Here is a 23,239-nt window from a genome sequence, read left to right as displayed (position 1 = left end):
GACGCTAAGCTTTGATTCATGAGGATTCGGCGCTCTGGACTGGCAACCGGCATTTTGCTTGCGGTGTTTTACCTGACACTGTTGCCATTCGTTGCGCATGGCGTTGGATTGATCGGCAAAGGCCTGTCGCAGGACGCCGCCCGGCGCAGCTATTTGTTCGCTGATGGTGAGAATGTCGGCAATGCCGCGATGTTGGTACACATTCTGGCAGGAACTTTTCTGGTCGCACTCGTCCCGCTTCAACTGTTGAAGGGGCTGCGGCTCAAGTACAATCGATTTCACCGTATGATGGGAGCCTGTCTGGTGGCGCTGGCTTGGATCACCGGGCTGGCGGGCATGATCTATATTCCCCTGCGCGGAACCATCGGTGGGCCGGTGATGTCTGCCGCCTTTTTTCTGTACGGGCTGTGTCTTTTCACGGCTGCGCTGATGGTGGCGCGCAGGGCTTTGGAAGGGGATCGCGCAGGCCATTGGGCATGGGGATTGCGGCTGTTCTGGCTGGCGTTGGGGTCGTGGCTTTACCGCGTCCACTATACGCTTTGGTATCTGCTGACCGGAGGGGTGGGGTCAGAGCCCGATTTCTCGGGCCCTTTTGATCTGGTGCAGAATTTCGCGTTCTTTGTGCCTTATCTGCTGGCCTTGCAGATCTGGATTGCACACCGGCGCCCGAGGCATCAGGGGGCGTTGGTCACAAATCCCTGACTTTGTCCGCCCGCAGCGGGCAGGCCAGATAAACGCCGAACTCTTTGCCGATATCGGCGCTGACCCGCGCGTGGACCCGGCCCTGACGATCCAGAAAACGCTGGTTGTCCTCGACCGGGAAAATCCCCTCGTGCCAGATGCCGGGATGGATATAGAGCCCCTTTGACCCGTCGCACCAGAATGCCACCACTTTCTCAGGGGTCAGGTCGTCGCCGGGCAGGGCAGTAGGCACGATGAAGGGCTTGTTGTCCAGCGGCCAGAACATCTGACCGCCATCGGGGTGATAGTTCATATGCCACAGCAACACCTGATTCCGCGGGGCCGTTTGTCGGTCGGTTTGCGCCTGCTGAGGGTCGGCGGACCAACCCAGCACGTAATGGCCTTTGACCGCCTCGTTCTCACCGTAAAGCACGTCACCCTGCCAATCGCATTTGAACGTGCCTTCAACCCAGCCGCCTTCGTCACCCGTGCCGTCGTCAATCGGTCGCCAGCCCTGCTGCGGCCAGCGTACGATCTCGATTTCAAAGGTCTCGGGGTCGTCGACCAAACAGCCGTACCCCCTGACCGTGCTGTCCGTCGCCCGGATCAGGGGAACCTCGTGCCACGGCAGGGATGGCTTGGAACTGGCCTCGAAGATGTACTCGGGTGCGGTCATGATGCCCCCAGGTGTTTGTCGACCATGCGCTGCACCATCGGTGCGAAATGGGCGAAATCCGGCGTCTCCATATCCGCCCGTTTGCCGGCCTCATCCAGATACCGGACCTGAATGATCTCTTTCAGGTTAGGATTGGATTCGAAGGCGGCGACTTCTTCGGCGCTCATCGGGCCGCCTTGCAGTTTCAAGGTATGGACCGAGGCGGCAGAGAGGCGGTTGATATATTCGGGCTTGGTGGCGCAGAGATACCGTTTGGCGGCCACGTGATAGCGGCAGCAATCGGTGATGACCGAAGGGAAGAACTGTTCCAACACCTCAGCACCCGCATCTTCGTGGTGGCGATCTTCGGTATCATCGGGGTGGTAGGTCCCGAACTCGGATGTGAAATGGCCGATATCATGCAACAAGGCGCCGACGATGATCTCTTCAGGCTGGCCGTTCTGTTCGGCGATGGTGGCGCCTTGCAGCATGTGTTGGGCCATGGTGACGGGTTCTCCAAGATATTCCTCACCGCCGCGGCGTTCGAAGATATCTCCGATGAAGGCGACGATATTGTCCCGGTTCAGGGTCGAGAAATCGGGCTTCATTCCGCTGCCTCCGGCTGCGTCATCTCCATCGCCGCCAGTGTGGACAGCAACCCGTCCTTGTCGGCATAGCATCCCTGCAACCAGCGCGAACCGGCACCGGAATAGCCCAGCCGCGCGTGCAGGACACGGGTGTTGTCGACGATGAAGCTTTCGCCCGGCTCCAGTTTGAACGACACGCCCATGGCCGGGTCGTCGATGATCTCGCCCAGTTGGCGGTAAGCCGCGTAATAGGCTTCCATCCTGTCGAAAGGCACGTCCACGAAAGGCGCTGAGGAACGGTTGTTGAAGCGAATGCCGACCAATTCGCCATCCGGCGACAATTCGATCATCGGACGGCGAGACCGCAGGCAGACACCGTCAGACCCCTTGTATTCAAACCGCGCCGGGTAGCCTGCCAGCAGCGCAAAACCTTCGGGGTTCTGCGCACGCAGCTTTTCGGCAGCGCGAAAGCCATCGACCACGATCGAGTCGCCCCCTTCGGCGCTGTTTTCCAGACAATAGAGGATTTGCAGCGTCGGCACAGGGTCGCGATAGGGGTTGTCGGTGTGGGCCTGCAAGCCAAGCCCGGTATAGGCGAGGTTGGTCGGGTTCACTTCCGTCCGAACCTCGAAATAAGGGCCATAGTTGGTTTCGCGGACATAGCCGAACAGGTCGGCCACTTTCAAAAGCGATTCCGGTTCGGTTGGCCCGCCCGTCAGCTTGGCAAAGCCGTAACTTGCTACAGACGCCAACCAGTTGCGTTTGGCCGCAGGGCTGGCATGAACCTCGTTCCAGTCGCCAGAGGGGGCGGCGATCCCGCCTTCCCAGGTGATGATGCCGGGGCCGGTGCGGCCCAGCGTGTCGTCCCGTTCGCAATCATAGTTGTGTTCGGCCAGCCATTCGGCCGGGAAAGTAACGGTTTTGTCTTCGGGCTGGAACGTGACCTGAAGGCCGCCCGCGACAACCTCGGCTGAACTGACCGAAATGTCAGCAGGGATATCGCCGATGGTGATCAGCCGCTGGCCGTTGCCCGGGGCGCGGGTTTCCGGGTCCAGCGCGTTGTCGCGCAACCAGACGGCGTGAAAGCGGGCTTGCGTTCCTGTGTCGAACGCGACGGTGACGACCGAAGTGTCATGGGTGGCGGTGCGCAGCATTTGGGGTCTCCTGTTCGGCGCGAGCTTTGGTTGAGCAGATACGCTGTTCATGGCATTACGACAATTAATCCTTATTTCGGCTGAGGCTTGGAAAATCTAATGGCTAGGAAAAAGATCGGGCTACCGCCACTGGACTGGCTGCGCGTGTTCGAGGCCGCCGGGCGTCTTGGTGGGTTCTCGGCAGCAGCCAGGGAGTTCGGGCTGACGCAGGCCGCTGTCAGCCAGCGGATCGGCAACCTCGAAGCCTGGCTGGGCCGATCCTTGTTCGTGCGCGAGGCGCGGGGCGTGTCACTGACGGTCGAAGGTGAAAGCTATCTGCCTTTGGTGCAGGACAGCCTTCGCGCGCTGGAGCGCAATACCGAGGACCTGTTTGGAAAATCCCCGCGCGAGCTGCGCGTGGCCGGCTTGTCGTCGAACATCCACGCACTGGTTTTGCCGGCGCTGACCCGGTTTCACGAGATGCAGCCAGGGGTTCGGGTGATGACCGACTCGGTCGCGCGCCGGTCGTCTTTGGACGAAGAACGAACCTGGCTGCAAATCCGATATGGTCGAGGCATCTGGGCCGGGCGTGATGCCGCCCTGATCGCGCCTGAGATCCTTGCCCCCATGGCGCCGCCGGGTGTCGACTGGGGCGCTCCATTGATCGATCTGCGCGGAGAACGACCCGGCTGGAGAGAGTGGAGCCAGAAAAACGGCCAGCAGGACCTGCCGCAATCAAAAATCAGCTTTGATTCGATGGAACATGCGATTTCGGCTGCGCGGCGCGGCATGGGTGTGGTTTTGGGATCCGTTCCCTTGGCCCTTGCCGACCTGCAAGAGGGGCGGTTGCGGCGGCTGGATTTACCCGAATTACACACCAAGGACGGGTACTGGCTGACCTGGCCTGAAGACCGGGCGAAGTCCAGAAAACAGCGTGCCCTGATCGAGGATTTCCTCAAGGCGCTGCGTGGTTGACCGTTCAGAAATCGATGGCGATACCCTTCTTTTCCCAGTCACCGTAACGGGCCGGGTCCGGTCCGTCCCGGCCACCCAGCTCTTTCGGCAATTCCCGGGCCTCGGCCTTGGCTTTGCGGCGGCGTTCTTCCGCTTCGGCCAGGGCGCGCTGGGCGGCGGGGGGCAAGTCTTTGCGGTCGTCACTCATGACATCGGGTTCCTTTCCGTGCGCAGTCTTGATATACGCCCGCGTCCGCCATTGGCAATGCGGACGCAGGTCACATGAAGGCGGTACAATGTCTAACAGCGCGACAGCAGCACGGCGCAGCGCAATCTATCTTCTGGATCAGGTTCTGGGCGAAGGTCGCCTGCTGGCCGAGTGTCTGGCGGCGGGCGCAGTGGATCGCTTGGAACCCGAGGATCGCGCGCGTGCCCAGCGACTGGCGTTGGAAACACTGCGTGGGCTGGAACGGGCCGACCGCCTGCTGGCCAACCACCTGAACCGAACACCCGCTCTGACGGTCCACAACGCGCTGAGACTGGGTGCGGTCGAGCTTTGCAACGGCGAAGCCGCCCATGGCGTCGTCAATTCCATGGTCGAGATCGTCAGCCGTTCGCGCAAGCATGGTCGCCTCAAGGGGTTGGTGAATGCCGTTCTGCGCAAGGTTGCGGCAGAAGGCCCGGAGGCGTGGCCGAAGATGCGCGTTCCGCGTTTGCCGGACTGGTTGCGTGAACCGCTGATCGCAGCGTGGGGCGCGGATGCCGTAACCGGAATCGAGCAGGCACATTTCGCGGGTGCGCCATTGGACCTTACCTTGAAACCCGGGGCGGAAGGCCCTTCAGGCGAGATACTTCCGACCGGATCGGTGCGGTTGCACGATGCGGGTCAGGTCTCGACCCTGCCGGGGTACAAGGCCGGAGACTGGTGGGTGCAGGATGCGGCAGCCGCATTGCCGGTTCGCGTTCTGGCCCCGAAGGCGGGCCAGAAAGTGCTGGATCTGTGTGCGGCGCCGGGTGGGAAAACGATGCAGCTTGCGGCCGCAGGGGCTGATGTCACGGCACTTGACGTATCGGACTCACGGATGGAACGGGTGCGCGAGAACCTTGCAAGGACCGGCCTCAGGGCGAAGGTCATCGTGGGCGATGCGCTGGAACACGAGGACCGGTACGACGCGATCCTGCTGGACGCGCCGTGCTCGGCCACGGGTACGATTCGCAGGCATCCTGACTTGCCGTTTGCCAAGGACGGTTCGGAATTCGGCGGCCTGATCGAGCTCCAGTCGCGCATGTTGGCCCATGCGTGGGGCTTGCTCAAACCCGGTGGGCGTCTGGTCTATTGCACCTGTTCCCTGCTGCCGGACGAGGGGGAAGTTCAGGTGGAAGAGGCGTTGGACATGTATGCGGACATGAGCGTGGATCGCGACGCGCTGAACGTACCCGGTGTCGAAACGGATTGGATCACCGAGGAAGGCGGCTTGCGATTGCGTCCGGATTATTGGCCGGATCGGGGTGGTATGGACGGGTTCTATGTCGCGTGTCTGACCAAATCCGTCTGAACGCACGCTTTTCGATGACTTGACGATCGGCGCGGTCTATCGTTGGGTCTCAAGCGCCAGCAGAGCGCAAGGGGCAGAGTAACACGCGTCATGTCGAAATCAGACACCATGGCCAGTCGGTGGATGCGGTTTCAGAACCGTTTCTATGCGCGGCTGAGCCAGCGGCAAAAGGCGGTCACAGGGTTTGTTGCGCAACCGGATCCGCGCTCGGTGGGTTCGTTCGCACGCGGCCGGCAACTGGTTGCCGGAAACCTGTTGTTCGCAGGCTACCTGGTCGAGGCCGAAGATACCGGGCTTTGGGACGTCACCGCCCCCAGTGCCGGATTTGACGAAGAACGTCACGGTTTTGCCTGGCTGGATGATCTGGCTGCGGTCGGAGACATGCGTGCGCGGGAAAAGGCGCAGCGCTGGGTCTGGGGATGGATCGAATCTCATGGCCGCGGGCAAGGGCCCGGCTGGGCGCCTGATCTGACCGGACGTCGGGTGATGCGCTGGATCAACCACGCGCTTTTTCTGCTGCGGGGGGCGGATGAAAAACAAAGCAAACTGTTTTTCCGCTCGTTGGCCCAGCAAACATGGTTCCTGTCCAAGCGCTGGCATGCCGCGACCCCGGGACTGCCCCGGTTCGAGGCACTGGCCGGACTGGTGCAGGCCGGGCTGGCGCTGGAGGGGCTGGAGCGGATGGCCGACCCGGCCCTGCGCGCTCTGGCCGGGGAATGCGACCGTCAGGTGGATGCGCAGGGCGGAATTCCGACCCGCAACCCGGAAGAACTGCTCGAGGTGTTCACGCTGCTCAGCTGGACTTCGGCGGCGTTGAATGATCTTGGTCGCGGGACGCCTGCCGCCCAGGCCAATGCGATCAAACGGATCGCGCCGACCCTGCGCAGCCTGCGCCATGCGGATGGGGCCTTGGCGCGGTTCCATGGTGGCGGGCGCGGTGTCGAGGGGCGACTGGAACAGGCCCTTGCGCAAAGCGGCGTCAAACACAAGGCGGCCACCGAATTGCCGATGGGCTATGCCCGTCTGTCGGCTGCACGCACCACGGTGATCGTGGATGCCAGCATACCGCCGTCGGGGGCGGCCTCGTACAATGCGCATGCCTCTACTCTGGCGTTCGAGCTGACCTCGGGGCGGCGGCCGCTGATCGTGAATTGCGGGTCGGGGGCCAGTTTCGGGCTGGAATGGCGGCGTGCAGGACGGGCGACGCCGTCGCACTCGACGCTTTGTCTGGATGGGTTCTCAAGCGCCCGGCTGGCCAACCCGGTGCCGGGGCGTGAAGCGCAGGCGCTGGTGGACGCGCCACAGGAGGTGCCCGTTGATTTCGAGGATGCGTTCGAGGGCATCCGCTTTATGGCGGGGCACGATGGATACGCAAAGGTCTTTGGACTGACCCATGCGCGGACCTTTGAATTGCGATTTGACGGGCGCGAACTGACGGTCGAGGATATTCTGCTGACGGCGACCGACAAGGCAAAACGTCAATTTGACAAGGCGATGGACGCTTCGGGCCTCAAAGGCATTGGCTATGACATCCGGTTTCACCTGCATCCGGATGTCGATGCGGCGCTGGATTTGGGCGGTGCGGCGGTGTCGATGGCGCTCAAAAGCGGTGAAATCTGGGTTTTCCGCCATGATGGCGTTGGAAAATTGTCCGTCGAGCCAAGCGTTTACCTTGAAAAAGGGCGTTTAAAGCCACGCGCGACAAAACAGATCGTTCTATCCGGGCGCGCAATGGAGTATGCGACGCGCACCCGGTGGACTCTGAGCAAGGCACAGGACACAGCCTATGCCGTGCGCGATACGCATCGGGACGAGCCCGAGTTAGACTGACGCCAAAAGGACCTTTGGACCCATGACCGATCTTCACCCCGTGCGCCGCGCGTTGCTTTCCGTATCCGACAAAACCGGGCTGATCGAGCTGGGCAAGGCGCTGGCCGAACGCGGGGTCGAACTGCTGTCGACCGGCGGCACGGCCAAGGCGCTGCGCGATGCAGGGCTTGCGGTGAAGGATGTCAGCGAGATCACCGGCTTCCCCGAGATGATGGATGGTCGGGTCAAGACCCTGCACCCGATGGTGCATGGCGGGCTGCTGGCCCTGCGCGACAACGACACCCATGTCGTAGCCATGAACGAACACGGCATCACTGCAATCGATCTGTTGGTTGTGAACCTCTATCCGTTTGAAGCAACCGTGGCCAAAGGCGCAGGTTACGATGAGTGCGTCGAGAATATCGACATCGGCGGTCCGGCGATGATCCGCGCGGCGGCCAAGAACCATGCGTTCGTAAACGTGGTCGTGGACGTTGAAGACTACGAAAAACTGCTGGGCGATATGGATCAGCACGACGGCGCGACCTGTCCGAAATTCCGCCGCAAGCTGGCGCAGAAAGCCTATGCCCGTACGGCTGCCTATGACACGGCCGTGTCCAACTGGCTGGCCGATGCGCTGGAGCTTGAAGCCCCGAGGCGCCGCGCCTTTGCCGGTGAATTGAAACAGACCTTGCGCTATGGCGAGAACAGCCATCAGCAGGCTGCGTTCTACACCGACGGCACCAATCGGCCCGGTGTGGCGACCGCGATCCAGCATCAGGGCAAGGAACTGAGCTACAACAACATCAATGACACGGATGCGGCCTTTGAACTGGTGGCCGAGTTTGACCCCACCGAGGGCGCCGCCTGTGCCATCATCAAGCACGCCAACCCCTGCGGTGTGGCCAAGGGAGCAACCCTGCTTGAGGCCTACAAGGCTGCCTTCGACTGCGACCGCACCTCGGCCTTTGGCGGGATCGTGGCGTTGAATCAGCCCCTGGACGCCGAAACCGCGCAGGAGATCACCGGGATTTTCACCGAGGTCGTGATCGCTCCGGGCGCATCGGATGAGGCCAAGGCAATCTTTGCCGCCAAGAAAAACCTGCGCCTGCTGACAACCGAAGCTCTGCCGGATGTGACCGCCGGCGGGAAAACCGTGCGTCAGGTGGCCGGCGGGTTGCTGGTGCAGGACAAGGACAACGGCTTTGTCGGTTTGGATGATCTGAAAGTCGTGACCAAGAAGGCCCCGACCGACGAACAGATGCGTGACCTTTTGTTTGCCTGGAAAGTGGCAAAGCACGTCAAGTCCAACGCAATCGTCTATGTCAAAGACGGCGCTACGGTGGGCGTCGGCGCGGGCCAGATGAGCCGTGTGGACTCGGCCCTGATCGCCGCCAAGAAAGCCGAACGCATGGCTGACGCGCTGGGCTTGGCCCAACCGCTGACCATCGGTTCGGCCGTTGCGTCGGACGCGTTTTTCCCCTTCCCTGACGGCCTGATGGAAGCGGCCGAGGCAGGCGCAACCTGTGTGATCCAACCGGGTGGGTCCATGCGGGATGACGAAGTCATCGCCGCTGCGGATGAGGCCGGCCTGGCCATGGTCTTTACCGGCATGCGCCATTTCCGTCACTGATGCGGTCACGCCTGCTTTTCTGGGCGGCGCTGGCCGCCTTTGCGATCGACCAGATCAGCAAATATCTGGTCGTTCATGTCATGCGCGTGGCCGATCAGCCCGGCGGCATTGATGTTGTGCCGCCGCTGCTGGTGTTCAAATACGGCGAGAACCGGGGAATCAATTTCGGCCTATTCCAGGGAAATTCAGAGGCTGCGCGCTGGATTCTGATCGGTATTTCCGTGGCGATCTGTGTCGGCGTGCTTGTCTGGCTCGGCCGTGCAGCCCATTCGGGTCTGATGCTGTTTTGTGGCGGCCTGCTGATCGGCGGTGCGCTGGCGAATGTGGTGGATCGGGTTCTTTACGGCTTTGTTCTGGATTTCCTGAACATGTCCTGTTGCGGCATCAACAATCCGTTTGTTTTCAACCTCGCAGATGTCTTCATATTTGCAGGAGCTATCGGGCTGGTGCTGTTTGACGGCAAAAAGGCCTCGTGACGCGCGGAATGATATGCGATAAAAGCGCCTGAAACAGGCTGGAGACACCAATGCGGATGCCGCGCGCCCTATTTGTTTTGACTGTTGCCGCTGCGGTTGCGGCGTGTTCGAATCCCGGCCTGCGGGATCTGGAGGCTCCGGGCCCGGGGCCGGATGAGTTTTCGGTGCTGCCGGTCAAGCCGCTGACCCAACCTCAAGACTATGCCTTCTTGCCTGCACCCACGCCGGGTGGCGCGAATCTGACGGATCCGAACCCAAATGCCGATGCGGTGGCTGCGCTGGGCGGAAATGCTGCTGCGCTGAACCCGAACGCGGCTGTGCCATCCTCGGATGCAGCGCTTGTCACGGCCTCCAGCCGCTATGGTGTTTCCCCCGATGCGCGGCAGGTGGTCGAGGCTGATGACGCCGCGTTCCGCAAGCGCCGGGGGCGCTGGACCGGTCTGCGTCTGTTCCCGGTCGACCGCTATGGTCAGGTCTACGAAAAACAATCGATCGATCCGTTCGCGGAAACGGAAGCCGCCCGTCGGGCCGGCATCGAAACTCCTTCTTCGCCGCCGGGTGAATAATTCTTAACTTTCCGTCATCGGGCTTGAACCCGGGCCGCGTCACCGTAGTTTGAATACCAGAAACGAAACGGAGGATGCCCTATGGTTCGGGCCCTGGCCTTGTCGGCTGCCCTGATCGCGGCCGCCCCGGTATTTGCCGAGGACGGGAAAGAAGCGGTCACCACATTCACATTGGACAACGGCATGGATGTCGTCGTGGTCGAAGACCACCGTGCCCCGGTCGTGCAGCATATGGTTTGGTACCGGGCCGGATCCGCTGATGAGCCGATCGGATCATCCGGCGTGGCGCATTTCCTGGAACACCTGCTGTTCAAAGGCACCGACACGCTGGCCCCGGGAGAGTTCTCTGCCACCGTCGCTGCAAATGGAGGTAACGACAACGCCTTCACCTCGTATGACTACACCGCCTATTTTCAGCGTGTCGCCGCCGACAGGCTAGAGCTGATGATGCGGATGGAATCCGACCGGATGCGGAACCTTCGGCTGAGCGAAGAGGACATTCTGACCGAACGGAACGTTATTCTCGAGGAACGCAACCAGCGCACCGAAAACAATCCGCGTGCCCTGTTCGGCGAACAGATGAGTGCGGCCCAGTATCTGAACCACCGCTACGGCGTGCCGATCATCGGCTGGATGCACGAGATGGAGGATCTGGACATGGAGGACGCGCTGTCGTTCTACCAGACCCATTATGCGCCCAACAACGCCATTCTGGTGGTCACAGGTGATGTCGATCCCGCTGAAGTCCGCGCGCTTGCCGATCAGTATTACGGTGTGATTCCCGCCAACCCGGACCTGCCCGAGCGGGTTCGGTCCCAAGAGCCGCCGCAAACGGCCGAACGTCGCCTGACCTTCAAGGACCCGCGCGTGGCCCAGCCTTACGTTCAGCGCAGCTATCTGGCCCCGGAACGCGATCCGGGCGAACAGGAAAAAGCGGCGGCTCTGTTTCTGCTGGCCGAATTGTTGGGCGGCAGCACGACGTCTTACCTGAACGAAAAGTTGCAGTTTGATCAGCGAAAGGCTGTCTATGCCGGTGCGTTCTATCGCGGTGTTTCGCTGGATGACACGACCTTTGATCTGATCGTCGTTCCGGCCGAGGGTGTTTCCCTGCAAGAGGCCGAAGACGCCATGGACCAGGCCGTGGCCGACTTCATCGCCGAAGGTGTGAACGAAGACGATCTTGAGCGCATCAAGATGCAGCTGCGCGCCGCCCAGACCTATGCGCGCGACAACGTGGACGGCATCGGCAACCGCTATGGCCGGGCCCTGACCAGCGGCCTGACGGTCGAAGATGTTCAGGCCTGGCCCGAGATCCTTCAGGCCGTGACCGGGGATGAGATCATCGCCGCGGCCCGCGAAGTTCTGCAACCCGAGGCGTCGGTCACCGGTTGGCTGATGCGCGATGACGAGGTGACGCAATGAAACGGTTTGTTGCAACGCTGATTGCCTGCCTGGTCGCCCTGCCGGCTTTGGCCGAGATCGAGATCGAAGAAGTGACCTCGCGCGGTGGCATCAAAGCCTGGCTGGTCGAGGACCATTCCATCCCATTCACCGCGCTGGAGTTGCGGTTCCGTGGTGGCACGTCGCTGGACGACCCTGACAAACGCGGCGCGGTCAACCTGATGAGCGGGCTGATCGAAGAAGGCGCGGGCGACATGGATGCGCGGACCTATGCCCGCGAGCTGGAAGCTCTGGCGGCTTCGTTCCGATACAATGCCGGCGACGATTCAGTTTCGATTTCCGCGCGTTTTCTGTCCGAAAACCGGGATGAAGTGGTCGATTTGCTGCGCACGACGATCCACGAACCGCGTTTTGATCAGGATGCGGTTGACCGAGTGCGCGCGCAGGTTCTGTCGGGCCTGCGCTCGGACCAGACTGACCCGAACGAAATCGCAGGCCTCACCTTTGCGCAGATGGCCTACGGCGATCACCCCTATGGATCCGAGGGGAAAGGCACCATCGAAAGCGTCTCGGCCCTGACCCGCGATGACGTGGTCGCGGCTTACGAAGGCGTGTTCGCCAAGGATCGTCTGTACGTGGGGGCCGTCGGCGATATCACGGCAGAGGAACTGGGTACCCTGCTTGATACCCTGCTTGGCGACTTGCCGGACACCGGCAAGCCCATCCCGGGCAAGGCCGAGGTGAACATTCCCGGTGGCGTCAGCGTTGTCGAATTCGACACACCTCAGTCCGTGGCCTTGTTCGGTCAGGCCGGGATAGATCGGGATGACCCGGATTTCTTTGCGGCCTTCGTTCTGAACCATATTCTTGGCGGCGGCGGGTTTGAAAGCCGGCTGATGCAGGAGGTGCGCGAAAAGCGCGGCCTGACCTATGGGGTCGGGACCTATCTGGTGCCCAAGGATCTGGCTTCGGTCTATCTTGGGTCCGTGTCCTCGGCCAATGACCGTATCGCCGAAGCCATCGACGTAATTCGCGATGAATGGGCGCGCGCGGCCACCGAGGGTGTGACGCAAGAGGAACTTGACGACGCCAAGACCTATCTGACCGGCGCCTATCCGCTGCGGTTCGATGGCAATGGTCAGATTGCCTCGATCATGGTCGGAATGCAGATGGAAGGCCTGCCGATCGACTATATCGCCACCCGCAATGACAAGGTGAATGCGGTAACATTGGAAGATGTGAACCGCGTTGCTGCCGAACTGCTTGACCCGGACGGTCTGCACTTTGTCGTCGTTGGCAAGCCGGTGGGCCTGGAAACAACGAACTGAACCTTTTTGGGGTAAGCTGCGGCTTACCCCTTTTTCATGCTGCGCAGCATGTCTCCCATCATCTGGCCGAACTGGCCCGAGCCGCGCTGATACAACGCCCCGTCCACCGCCAGAACCGTACCGCTGATATAGCTGGCCATGTCCGAGGCCAGAAACAGGCAGGCATTGGCCACGTCCTGCGGGGTGCCCCAGCGGCCCAGCGGCACGTCCCGGCGCAGCTGCTCGCCCGCGTCGGGGGTGGGGGCCAGTCGTTTCGCGCCTTCGGTGCCCTCGATGAAGCCTGGCACCACCGAGTTCACCCGGATGCCTTCCACGCCCCACTCCATCGACAGGGTACGGGTGATCTGATCGACGCCCGCCTTGGCCGCGCAGACATGGGCCTGGCCCTCGTAGGGCAGATAGGATTGCGGCGCCGAGATGTTGATGATGTTGCCACCGGGCCGTTTAAGATAGGGATAGGCGCCTTTCAGAACATGCACGGTGCCCATCAGGTCGATTTCGACAACGGTGCGGAAGGCGTTGGCCGACATCTCCGCCATCAGCGCCGGGAAGTTGCCCGCCGCCCCCGAAACCAGCACGTCGAAATCGCCGAGCGCCGCTTGGAACTGTTTCAGCCCCTCGGCGACCGCATCGGCGTCGCGCACGTCAAAGGCCGCGCCGACCGCCTCGGCCGCGCCTGCCGCCTTCAGCGCGGCGACGGTGTCATCCACCTTGTCCTGCGAGCGGCTGGCCGCGGCCAGTTTGGCGCCCGAGGCCGCGAAGGCCTCGGCGATGCCCCGGTTGATGCCACTGGTGCCACCGATGACGATGACGGTTTTTCCCGAAAAATCCATGTAGGCCTCCCTTGAAGGGGAGCCCTACTCGCCGTAGGGCACCCAGATGTTTTTCACTTCGGTCGAAGCCTGAAGGAAGCGGCGGGAATGGTCCATGCCCCAATCGAATGCCGTCGCGTTATTCACCCAGGTCCGTTTCAGGTTCCCGGCCGAGACGACCTCGATCTGCGCCGACAGGTCCGTCGATGAGAACGACCACACCGCGTCCACGTTCAGGTGCGAGGCCAGCGGTTTGGCCAGTTCCTCGTGGCTGCCGGTCAGGATGTTGACCACGCCTGCGGGCACGTCCGAGGTGTCCAGCACCTGATAGAAATCGGTGGCCGCCAGCGGATAGGGCTCGGACGCCACCAGGACCACCCGGTTGCCCATCGCGATCGCCGGCGCCATGGCCGAGATCAGACCCAGCAACGGTGCCTCGTCCGCACAGAGTGCGCCGATCACGCCCACCGGTTCCTTCATCGCAATCGCCACGCCCCGGATCGGAACGCCATGCACCTGGCCGTCATACTTGTCGGCCCAGGCGGCGGCGGTGAACAGGCGCTGGATTGCGGCGTCGACCTCTTTCGCGCCGTCCTTGCGGCCGGTCATCGCGTCGATGCGATGCGCGAACTCGTCGGAACGGGCCGAGAGGTTCTCGCCGATGTAATACAGGATCTGCGCCCGCAGATGGCCGGTGGTCTTGGACCAGCCCTTGGCCCCCGCCGCAGCCTCGACCGCGTTGCGCACATCCTTGCGGTTGGCCAGACCCACATGGCCCAGCAGCCCCGCCTTGCCCCAGACCGCGCGGGAATAGCCGCCATCGGGCCGCGCCTGCTTGCCACCGACATACAGTTTGGCGGTGCGGTCGATCGGATCGACCGGAGCGCCTTCGCCCGCGACAGGTTCGATTTTCGCCAGCGGCTTGGCCTTGCCCTTGGGTTTTGTATAGGCGCTCAGCCCTTCCCAGCCGCCTTCACGGCCAAAGCCGCTTTCACGCACGCCGCCAAAGCCCGCGGCCGCGTCGAACAGGTTGGTGGCATTGACCCAGACCACGCCCGCGACCAGCTTGGGTGCGATGTCCAGCGCAAGGTTGACGTTTTCGGTCCAGACCGTGGCCGCCAACCCATAACGGGTGTTGTTGGCCAGCTCGATCGCCTCGGCCGGGGTGCGGAAGGTCGACGAGACCAGAACCGGGCCGAATATCTCCTCTTGCATCAACGGGTCCGAGGTTTCGAGCCCGGTGATCAGCGTCGGGGGGTAGTAGCAGCCATTTGCGGGCAATTCGCAGGCAGCCTGATGCACATGACCCACCGTATTGCTGTCGACCATGGAAGTGATCGTCTGCAACTGAACCGGATCCACCACGGCACCTACGTCGATGCATTTGTCCAGCGGGTTGCCGATGCGCAGCGTGTCCATGCGGGCGCGCAGCTTGGCATAGAACCGTTCGGCGATGCCTTCCTGCACCAACAGGCGCGAGCCCGCGCAGCAGACCTGGCCCTGGTTGAACCAGATCGCATCGACCAGACCTTCGATGGCTGAATCGATGTCGGCGTCGTCAAAGACGATATAGGGCGACTTGCCGCCCAGCTCGAGCGTCAGGGCCTTGCCAGACCCGGCGGTGGCCTCGCGGATGCGGCGGCCCACTACGGTCGAGCCGGTAAAGGCGATCTTGTCCACGTCCGAGGCCACGATCATCTCACCCACTGCACCGTCGCCGGTGACGATGTTGACCACGCCCTTGGGCAGGCCGGCCTGCATGCAGATATCGGCAAACAGCAGCGCCGTCAGCGAGGTGTATTCGGCGGGCTTCAGAACCACCGTGTTGCCCATGGCCAGCGCCGGGGCCACCTTCCACGCCAGCATCAGCAGCGGGAAGTTCCACGGGATGATCTGACCGCAGACCCCCAGCGCCTGTGCGTCGGGCAGCTCGCTTTCCATCAGCTGGGCCATGCCCGCGTGATAGTAGAAATGTCGCTGCACCAGCGGAATGTCGATATCGCGCGATTCCCGGATCGGCTTGCCGTTGTCCAGCGTTTCCAGCACCGCGAACAGGCGGGCATGCTTCTGGATCAGCCGCGCGATGGCATAGAGGTATCGGGCGCGGGCGGGGCCGCCCAGCTTTTCCCATTTGGGCTGGGCCTTGCGGGCGGCGGCAACGGCGGCGTCCACATCGGCCCGTGTGGCCTGGGTCAGCTTGGCCAGAACCTCGCCCGTGGCCGGGTTGCGGCTTTCAAACCCCTTGCCCGGCTTGGTGAAGGCGCCGTCGATGAAATGGCCGAACTTGTCGCCCTGATCGACCAGCCATGCCAAGGCCTCGGCGGCGCTTTCCGGGGCGGGTCCGTATTCCATGGTCTCGAAAATCTCTTTGACTGTCATTGTTCCTGTCCTCAGCCCATCGGGTGCCGGTAGCCGGCCGAGTATGCCCCGGTGACGAAATGTTCCAACTGCCGCTCGATATCACCCAGCAGGGACGATGCGCCAAAGCGGAACAGGTCGGGTTGCAGCCAGCGGTCGCCCAGCTCGTCCTTGATCAGCGACAGGTAGACCAGCGCGTCCTTGGCCTTGGAAATCCCGCCTGCGGGCTTGTAGCCCACGCGATGGCCGGTGCGGTCATAGTAATCGCGGATGGCGCGGATCATCACCAGCGACACGGGCAGGGTGGCGTTGACGCTTTCCTTGCCGGTCGAGGTCTTGATGAAATCCGCCCCCGCCATCATGCAGACCAGCGAGGCGCGCGCCACGTTGCGCAGGCTGCCCAGTTCGCCGGTGGCCAGGATGGCCTTCACATGCGCCTCGCCGCAGGCTGCGCGGAACGCCTTCATCTCGTCATACAGCGCCTGCCAGTCGCCTTTCAGCACATGGCGGCGCGAGATCACGATGTCGATCTCCTCGGCCCCGGCTTTCACGCTCTCCTCGATCTCGGCCACGCGCAGGTTAAAGGGCGACAGGCCCGCCGGAAAGCCGGTGGAGACGGCCGCGACCGGAATGCCGGTGCCTTTCAGCGCATCCACCGCCGTTTCGATCATGTCGTGATAGACACAGACCGCGCCGGTGGTGATCGGCGGCATGTCCAGCGCTTTCAGCAAGTCAGGTGACACCGGCTGCCGTGCCTTGGCGCACAGGCGGCGTACGCGGCCCTCGGTGTCATCGCCCGACAGGGTGGTCAGGTCGATCATGGTGATCGCCTTCAGCAGCCAGGCGGCCTGATGCTCTTTCTTGACCGACCGGCGCCCGGGCAGGGTCGAAGCCCGGCGTTCGATGGCCGAGGTGTTGGCCTGCACGGCGCGCACCCAGTCCAGGTCCAGATCCATGCCGGGATTCCGGGCTTCGGTCACTTGCGGCAGATGCGCGGTGCGCACGGGGCTTTCTGAGCTCTGCGTATCCATTGTCACGTCCTTTGGGAGGTTTGCGACAAAATTCGCACGGGAGACCGGGGAATGGAAGATGCAGGCGGGCAATGTTTGGATAATTTTTGACCAAATGGACAAAATGTAACCGCTTTCTTGCGAATAATTCGCATTAGCGTTGACTTACTTGCGAATGGTTCTCATATTCAGTTCGAACGTGAAGCAAAAACTGAGGTAGAAGATGATTCGCCGGAATTTTCTTGCGGTATTGGCGCTGGCCTTTTCCCTGCCGGTCACGGCCTGGGCCGATGCACCCCTCAAGGTTGTGGCCACGACGGGCATGATTGCTGACGCGGCCCGTCAGGTCGGTGGTGATCAGGTGGACGTCAAGGGGCTGATGGGGCCGGGCGTCGACCCGCATGCCTATCGTCAGACCCGCAGCGATATCGTGGCGATGACGCGGGCCGACCTGATCCTGTGGCATGGTTTGTACCTCGAAGCGCAGATGGAAGATTTCTTCCATGACCTTGAACGCAAGCGGACCGTGGTTGCAGTTGCCGAAGGTATCGACACGTCGAAGCTGCGCGCGCATGACGATTACGCCGACAAATATGATCCGCATGTTTGGATGACGCCCGAGTTGTGGCGGGACGTGGTGCTTGAAGTGCAGGCGGCCCTCACCGAGGTACGTCCTGAAGCGGCCGAAGTTTTTGCAGCGAATGCGCAGGCCCACCTGGCAGATATCGATCGTCTGACAGCCTATGCAGATCAAGTTCTGGCGTCCGTTCCGGACAACAACAAGGTTCTAGTAACCGCCCATGATGCTTTTGGTTACTTTGGTGAAAGTTTCGGGTTCGAGGTTCTGGGAATTCAGGGCATCTCAACCCAGTCCGAGGCGGGACTGAACCGGATAGGCGAATTGGTCGATCTGCTGGTTGACCGCAAGATCACGGCTGTTTTCGTCGAAAGTTCGGTCTCGGATCGTTCGATCCGCGCGCTGATCGAGGGCGCGGCGGCCAAGGGTCATGAGGTGCGCGTGGGGGGCGAGTTGTTCTCGGACGCCATGGGTGCAGAAGGAACCTATGAAGGCACCTATCTTGGTATGCTGGACCATAACATCACGGTCATTGCCAGTGCTTTGGGTGGTGATGTGCCAGATCGTGGCATGGACGGAAAACTGTCGGCGGGGTTTTGATCGATGCTGGGCCTGATCAGCAATGAAGGCGTGACCGTCGGTGACAAGGGGTTGGCCGACAGCCCCCTTGCCCTGCGCGGCCTGACGGTTTCATACGGGCAGAAACCTGCGGTGTTTTCGGTCGACATGACCGTACAGCCCGGGGCGATGACCGCGATCATCGGGCCGAACGGAGCCGGGAAATCCACATTGCTCAAGGCGGCGCTTGGCATCGTTTCCCCTTTGTCAGGTCAAGTGACCGTGTTTGGTCAGCCATTGGACACGCAGCGCGCGCGCATTGCCTATGTTCCTCAGCGTGCCAGCGTGGATTGGGATTTTCCAACGCGCGTCATCGACGTGGTTCTGATGGGCCTGTCGCGCGAACTTGGCTTGCTGGGCCGTGTGCGTGCCCGCCACAAGGCGTGTGCGATGGATTGTTTGCACCGCGTGGGAATGCGGGATTTCGCGGATCGCCAGATCGGGCAGCTGTCCGGCGGGCAGCAGCAACGTGTCTTTCTGGCGCGCGCGCTGGCGCAGGGCGCGGATCTGTATCTTCTGGACGAACCTTTTGCAGGCGTCGATGCCGCCACCGAGAAAGCCATCATCTCGGTGCTGAAATCCCTGAAAGAGGCGGGCAAGACGGTTGTCGTAGTGCATCACGACCTTGCGACCGTGACCGATTATTTCGACCATGTCTTCCTGATCAACACTCGCAAGGTGGCCGAGGGACCAGTGGCCGAGGCCTTCACGGCGGAAACGTTGCAATCAGCATATGGCGGTCGACTGGCAACCGCGCAGATCGATCAGATATCGCGCGCGCTGGGGTAACGCATGCTTTGGGATGCTTTGACCCTGCAACTTGGCTACAACGCCACGCTGGTCGCCATCGGTGCAACCTTGCTGGGTGTTTCAGCCGGTGTGACGGGGACGTTTCTGTTTCTGCGCAAGCGCGCCTTGGTCAGTGACGCAATCAGCCACGCAACCCTGCCGGGCGTCTGTCTGGCTTTCATGGTATTGGTCGCACTCGGAGGAGACGGGCGCAACCTGCTGGGCCTGTTGGCAGGATCGGCCGTCTCGGCCTGGATCGGCCTTCTTTGCATGAACTGGCTGACGCGTCACACGCGTTTGGCCGAAGATGCCGCCATCGGAGCGGTCCTGTCGGTCTTCTTCGGCTTTGGCATCGTTTTGCTGACGGTCATACAGACGATGGGCGTAGGCCGTCAGGCCGGCCTGGAAGGCTTCCTTTTGGGGTCCACTGCCGGGATGCTCTGGGCCGATGCGATGATCATTGCGGTCGGCGGCGCTGCGACGCTGCTGCTGGTCATGATCATTCGTCGCCCGATGATTCTTGTGGCCTTCGATCCTGAATATGCCGCAGCCCGCGGGTTGCCGGTGTACAGGATCGATCTGGCCATGATGGGTTTGGTCATGGCCGTGACCGTGGTCGGCTTGAAAATCGTGGGTCTGATTCTGATCGTGGCTTTGCTGATCATTCCCGCCGTGACCGCGCGGTTCTGGTCCGAACGCTCGGACCATGTGGTTCTGCTTGCGGGATTGGCCGGCGGGTTGGCGGGGTACATTGGCGCGGCCATTTCGGCCTCGGCGCCGAACCTTCCGACGGGGCCGATCATCGTTCTGGTCAGCTTTGCCTTCTTTGTCGTGTCTTTGTTTCTGGCGCCGATACGTGGCGTTCTGGCGGCGGTGCTGCGCCATTTGCGCTTTCAGCGTCGGGTGCATATTCGTCAGGGTCTTTTGGCCTTGGCGCAGGGGCAAAAGATCTACGAGCCCCTGACCCTGCGCTTGCTGCGCCGCGCTGGGCTGGTGCGCGCGGACGGCGTTGCGACCGACATCGGCAAAGCCCGCGCGGCCAAGGCGTTGCGGGACGAAAAGCGCTGGGAAATCGTGCGCGCAGATCAGGCGCACGAGGCAACGGCTGCGCTGTATGACGGGTTGCGGGACATCGAAACCGTCCTGACCCGCGACCAGATCGCCGAGATAGACCGCCGCATCGGCGGGCCAATGGGGGTGCCGGTATGAGTGGTGAAGAATTTGTCCCCCTGTCTCTGACACCGTTGCTGATCGGTACGTTCGCGGCCATTGCCTGCGCGTTGCCCGGCAATTTTCTGGTGTTGCGCAAACAGGCATTGATCGGAGACGCGATCAGCCATGTGGTGCTGCCGGGAATCGTCGTGGCGTTTCTGATCACAGGGGCGATATCGACCTGGCCGATGATGCTGGGCGCGGCGGGCGCTGCCGTTGTGGCCGTGGTGCTGATCGAAGCCATTCGGCGATTGGGTCAGATCGAGCCCGGGGCCGCCATGGGCGTGGTCTTTACCACCATGTTCGCCGCGGGGGTCCTGCTGCTCGAGCAGACGGATACGTCGACGGTGCATCTGGATGTGGAACATGCGCTTTACGGCAATCTCGAAAGCCTGATCTGGCTGGACGCCACCGGATGGTCGTCCTTGCTGGACACAGAGGCGCTGTCCGGATTGCCCCCGGAACTACCCCGCATTGCGCTGACACTGGTCGGTGTGTCTTTGTTCATCTGGCTGTTCTGGCGGCCGCTGAAGATCTCTACCTTCGACGAAGGCTTTGCCCGGACCATTGGCATTCGCACCGGCGTTCTCGGCTTGGCACTGGTCATCACCGCGGCAATTGCGGCGGTGGCGGCCTTTGACGCGGTGGGCTCGATCATCGTGATCGCCATGTTCATCTGCCCGCCTGCCGCGGCGCGGATGTTGACCAACCGGCTGGAAGCGCAGATTGCCTGGAGCGTTGTGTTCGCCATCGCCTCGGCGGTTTCGGGCTATGTGCTGGCAGGTTATGGCCCGCTGTGGCTGGGCGGCGCGGATGCCGTCAGCGCGGCGGGTATGATCGCCACGATGTCAGGCCTGATTCTTGCGGCGGCAGCGATGTTCGGACCCTGCCGGGGCAGGATCGGCGCGCGCATATCTGCCTGATCAGGCATTTTCCCGCCACACATGCCCACACGTCATCGGCCAATCTCTGCCAAGAAACTGAACGTGAGAATCTTAAGCAGATTTTCCGACAGGTGCGTGATACATGCGATCTCATAAATTAGCTGAAACACACCACTCACTTGGCACGTCCGGGTGATCCTGAATGAGTTCTTGTTCGCGGATACCCGGGCGCCCCCTCTCCTTTAGAATGTGCGGTTCAAACCGGTGGCAGAATCGTGCGCGACTATGCTAGGTGTAGGGGTATGGCGCAGGCAAACCCCAATATCGGCGAAAAACGCCCCGTAATTAGGCAGCTCGACGATGCCGCAATCAACCGCATCGCGGCTGGTGAGGTGGTGGAACGACCGGCCTCGGCGGTCAAGGAACTGGTCGAGAATGCAATCGATGCCGGGGCCACGCGGATCGCCATCGATATCGCGGATGGCGGCAAGACCCTGATCCGGGTCACGGATGATGGCTGCGGTATCGCGGCGGAAGATCTGCCGCTGGCCCTGTCCCGCCATGCCACGTCAAAGATTGACGGTTCGGACCTGCTGAACATCCACACTTTCGGCTTTCGGGGCGAGGCGCTGCCATCCTTGGGTGCTGTTGGGCGTCTGACCATAACCAGCCGTGTTCCCGGCGCGGATGCGGCGCAGGTGCACGTCGCGGGCGGCAAGATGGATGCGGTCAAACCCGCCGCCCTGCGCGCGGGGACTGTGGTCGAACTACGCGATCTGTTCTACGCCACACCGGCCCGCCTGAAATTCATGCGCACGGATCGGGCCGAGGGGCAGGCGATCACCGATATTGTGAAACGGCTGGCCATGGCCGAACCTTCCGTGACATTCGCCCTGCGGGATGTATCCGGCGGCGGCGAGGGTCGCGTGACCTTCCGTGCGGATCGCGAGAACGGAGATCTGTTTGATGCGCTCCACGCCCGACTGGCCCGCGTGATCGGGCGCGAATTCGCAGAAAACGCTTTGCAGATTGATGCCTTGCGTGACGGCATCCGGCTTTACGGCTATGCCGCCCTGCCAACCTACTCGCGGGGGGCTGCCGTGGCACAGTATCTTTTCGTCAATGGACGCCCCGTGCGCGACAAGATGCTGACCGGCGCGCTGCGGGCGGCCTATTTCGATTTCCTGAGCCGCGACCGCCACCCGGCTGCGGCGTTGTTCGTCGACTGCGACCCCACGCTGGTTGACGTGAACGTCCACCCCGCGAAATCCGAGGTTCGGTTCCGGGATCCCGGTGTCGCGCGGGGGCTGATCGTGTCCAGTCTGCGCCATGCATTGGCGGAAGCCGGGCACAGGGCATCCTCAACCGTGGCGAATGCGACGCTGGGCGCGATGCGGCCGGAACCCGCACAGCCTGCTCCGGCGCGGGTTTACCAGATGGATCGCCCGTCACCTACCGCGCGCACGGCGGCGTATCGCGCGCAGGCTCCGGGTTTTGCCGAGCTGGCCAACGACTACAGCGGCAGCATTGTCGAGCCGACCCCGGTTGCGCAGGTCGCCGAGGTGCAGGAGCAGCCTCAGGCGCAGGATCTGCCGCTTGGTGCAGCCCGCGGACAGGTGCACGAGAATTACATCATTGCCCAGACCGCCGATGGCATGGTGATCGTAGATCAACATGCTGCACATGAACGGCTGGTTTATGAGAAGCTGAAAACGCAGATGGCCGAGAATGGCGTCGCGGCGCAGGCCCTGCTGATTCCGGAAATCGTGGAATTGTCCGACGGGGATTGCGCCCGCCTGATGGCCGTCGCAGATGACTTGACGCGCCTTGGCCTGACCATCGAGCCCTTCGGCGGAAGCGCCATTGCCGTACGCGAAACCCCCGCCATTCTGGGTGAAGTCGATGCACGCGCGATGATCCTCGACATCCTGGATGAACTTGCCGATCAGGGTGAAAGCCAGATGGTGCAGGCAAGGATCGAGGCGATCCTCAGCCGGGTGGCCTGCCATGGGTCGATCCGATCCGGTCGTCGGATGCGCGCCGAAGAGATGAATGCCCTGCTGCGCGAGATGGAGGCGACACCGCATTCCGGCCAGTGCAACCATGGGCGGCCCACCTATGTGGAACTGAAACTCAGCGACATCGAACGCCTGTTCGGGCGCAGTTGATCCTGCGGCCCGGCGGGGCTATGAAGAATAAA

The 23,239-nt window shown here is 62.2% G+C and carries 21 protein-coding genes; 14 read left to right on the top strand and 7 right to left on the bottom strand.

The genetic code is table 11. From position 1 onward, the window contains the following. The first annotated feature begins 18 nt into the window (after positions 1-18). Positions 19-702, top strand: a complete 684-nt coding sequence (locus tag FIU92_RS14975) for a DUF2306 domain-containing protein (protein WP_152459374.1) — start codon at positions 19-21, stop codon at positions 700-702. Here the strand turns inward: FIU92_RS14975 and FIU92_RS14970 are convergent. Genes FIU92_RS14970 through FIU92_RS14960 form a run of 3 tightly spaced genes read right to left on the bottom strand, consistent with a single transcriptional unit; the run spans position 689 to position 3,077 of the window. After that, on the bottom strand, positions 689-1,357 hold the full coding sequence (locus FIU92_RS14970) for an ureidoglycolate lyase (RefSeq protein WP_152459373.1): 669 nt from the start codon (positions 1,355-1,357) through the stop codon (positions 689-691). The two genes, FIU92_RS14975 and FIU92_RS14970, sit on opposite strands and share 14 nt — an antisense overlap. Further along, positions 1,354-1,944 carry an HD domain-containing protein gene (locus tag FIU92_RS14965; RefSeq protein ID WP_152459372.1) on the bottom strand — a complete coding sequence of 197 codons (591 nt, stop codon included), beginning with the start codon at positions 1,942-1,944 and terminating at the stop codon, positions 1,354-1,356. Before FIU92_RS14965 ends, FIU92_RS14970 begins: the two co-directional genes overlap by 4 nt. Then, positions 1,941-3,077 (bottom strand): TauD/TfdA family dioxygenase, encoded by a 1,137-nt coding sequence (locus FIU92_RS14960; RefSeq protein WP_152459371.1) that lies wholly within the window; start codon positions 3,075-3,077, stop codon positions 1,941-1,943. Before FIU92_RS14960 ends, FIU92_RS14965 begins: the two co-directional genes overlap by 4 nt. A gap of 99 nt (positions 3,078-3,176) precedes the next feature. Here FIU92_RS14960 and FIU92_RS14955 point away from each other — a divergent pair, with 99 nt between their 5' ends. Continuing rightward, positions 3,177-4,031, top strand: coding sequence for a LysR family transcriptional regulator (locus tag FIU92_RS14955; RefSeq protein WP_152459370.1), 855 nt, complete (start codon positions 3,177-3,179; stop codon positions 4,029-4,031). 4 nt (positions 4,032-4,035) lie between these two features. Here FIU92_RS14955 and FIU92_RS14950 read toward each other — a convergent pair whose 3' ends face one another. Beyond that, entirely contained in the window at positions 4,036-4,218 is a 183-nt protein-coding gene (locus FIU92_RS14950) for a DUF1674 domain-containing protein (protein ID WP_152459369.1), read from the bottom strand. An 88-nt stretch (positions 4,219-4,306) separates the two neighbouring features. On the opposite strand from FIU92_RS14950, the gene FIU92_RS14945 reads away from it, so the two are divergent. The 7 genes from FIU92_RS14945 (at position 4,307) to FIU92_RS14915 (ending at position 12,779) form a co-directional block, all read left to right on the top strand. Further along, positions 4,307-5,566: an RsmB/NOP family class I SAM-dependent RNA methyltransferase gene (locus FIU92_RS14945; RefSeq protein WP_152459368.1), complete on the top strand. Its 1,260-nt coding sequence runs from the start codon at positions 4,307-4,309 to the stop codon at positions 5,564-5,566. Positions 5,567-5,656: 90 nt separating this feature from the next. Continuing rightward, positions 5,657-7,396, top strand: coding sequence for a heparinase II/III family protein (locus FIU92_RS14940; RefSeq protein WP_152459367.1), 1,740 nt, complete (start codon positions 5,657-5,659; stop codon positions 7,394-7,396). Positions 7,397-7,418: 22 nt separating this feature from the next. Continuing rightward, a complete protein-coding gene (gene purH, locus FIU92_RS14935) occupies positions 7,419-9,008 on the top strand; it encodes a bifunctional phosphoribosylaminoimidazolecarboxamide formyltransferase/IMP cyclohydrolase (protein WP_152459366.1) in 1,590 nt (529 codons plus the stop codon). Continuing rightward, positions 9,008-9,484, top strand: coding sequence for a signal peptidase II (gene lspA / locus FIU92_RS14930; RefSeq protein ID WP_152459365.1), 477 nt, complete (start codon positions 9,008-9,010; stop codon positions 9,482-9,484). Before purH ends, lspA begins: the two co-directional genes overlap by 1 nt. A 50-nt stretch (positions 9,485-9,534) precedes the next feature. Further along, positions 9,535-10,050, top strand: a complete 516-nt coding sequence (locus FIU92_RS14925) for a DUF3035 domain-containing protein (RefSeq protein WP_152459364.1) — start codon at positions 9,535-9,537, stop codon at positions 10,048-10,050. A gap of 81 nt (positions 10,051-10,131) precedes the next feature. Beyond that, positions 10,132-11,472 (top strand): pitrilysin family protein, encoded by a 1,341-nt coding sequence (locus tag FIU92_RS14920; protein WP_152459363.1) that lies wholly within the window; start codon positions 10,132-10,134, stop codon positions 11,470-11,472. Next, positions 11,469-12,779 (top strand): pitrilysin family protein, encoded by a 1,311-nt coding sequence (locus FIU92_RS14915; protein ID WP_152459362.1) that lies wholly within the window; start codon positions 11,469-11,471, stop codon positions 12,777-12,779. Before FIU92_RS14920 ends, FIU92_RS14915 begins: the two co-directional genes overlap by 4 nt. A 23-nt stretch (positions 12,780-12,802) precedes the next feature. Here the strand turns inward: FIU92_RS14915 and FIU92_RS14910 are convergent, their stop codons facing one another. Genes FIU92_RS14910 through deoC form a run of 3 tightly spaced genes read right to left on the bottom strand, consistent with a single transcriptional unit; the run spans position 12,803 to position 16,980 of the window. After that, positions 12,803-13,612: an SDR family oxidoreductase gene (locus FIU92_RS14910; protein WP_152459361.1), complete on the bottom strand. Its 810-nt coding sequence runs from the start codon at positions 13,610-13,612 to the stop codon at positions 12,803-12,805. Between the two features lie 24 nt (positions 13,613-13,636). Continuing rightward, positions 13,637-15,970: an aldehyde dehydrogenase family protein gene (locus FIU92_RS14905; RefSeq protein WP_152459360.1), complete on the bottom strand. Its 2,334-nt coding sequence runs from the start codon at positions 15,968-15,970 to the stop codon at positions 13,637-13,639. An 11-nt stretch (positions 15,971-15,981) separates the two neighbouring features. Further along, positions 15,982-16,980 (bottom strand): deoxyribose-phosphate aldolase, encoded by a 999-nt coding sequence (gene deoC / locus FIU92_RS14900; RefSeq protein ID WP_152459359.1) that lies wholly within the window; start codon positions 16,978-16,980, stop codon positions 15,982-15,984. A gap of 202 nt (positions 16,981-17,182) precedes the next feature. Between deoC and FIU92_RS14895 the strand changes: the two genes are divergently transcribed. The 5 genes from FIU92_RS14895 to mutL all read left to right on the top strand — a co-directional run bounded on the left by FIU92_RS14895 (position 17,183) and on the right by mutL (position 23,207). Continuing rightward, positions 17,183-18,136, top strand: coding sequence for a metal ABC transporter solute-binding protein, Zn/Mn family (locus FIU92_RS14895; protein ID WP_152459358.1), 954 nt, complete (start codon positions 17,183-17,185; stop codon positions 18,134-18,136). Positions 18,137-18,139: 3 nt separating this feature from the next. Next, positions 18,140-18,943, top strand: a complete 804-nt coding sequence (locus tag FIU92_RS14890; RefSeq protein ID WP_152459357.1) for a metal ABC transporter ATP-binding protein — start codon at positions 18,140-18,142, stop codon at positions 18,941-18,943. A gap of 3 nt (positions 18,944-18,946) precedes the next feature. Next, a complete protein-coding gene (locus FIU92_RS14885; protein WP_152459356.1) occupies positions 18,947-20,152 on the top strand; it encodes a metal ABC transporter permease in 1,206 nt (401 codons plus the stop codon). Beyond that, the gene (locus FIU92_RS14880) at positions 20,149-21,078 is read left to right on the top strand and encodes a metal ABC transporter permease (protein WP_152459355.1); all 930 of its coding nucleotides are present in this window, start codon (positions 20,149-20,151) and stop codon (positions 21,076-21,078) included. Before FIU92_RS14885 ends, FIU92_RS14880 begins: the two co-directional genes overlap by 4 nt. A 263-nt stretch (positions 21,079-21,341) precedes the next feature. Next, the gene (mutL, locus tag FIU92_RS14875) at positions 21,342-23,207 is read left to right on the top strand and encodes a DNA mismatch repair endonuclease MutL (protein WP_152459354.1); all 1,866 of its coding nucleotides are present in this window, start codon (positions 21,342-21,344) and stop codon (positions 23,205-23,207) included. Positions 23,208-23,239 lie beyond the last annotated feature (32 nt).

This window comes from Ruegeria sp. THAF33 (genome assembly GCF_009363615.1).
Lineage (GTDB): Bacteria > Pseudomonadota > Alphaproteobacteria > Rhodobacterales > Rhodobacteraceae > Ruegeria.
Note: the sequence above shows the minus strand (reverse complement) of the source record. Positions and strands in the feature narration are given on the sequence as shown.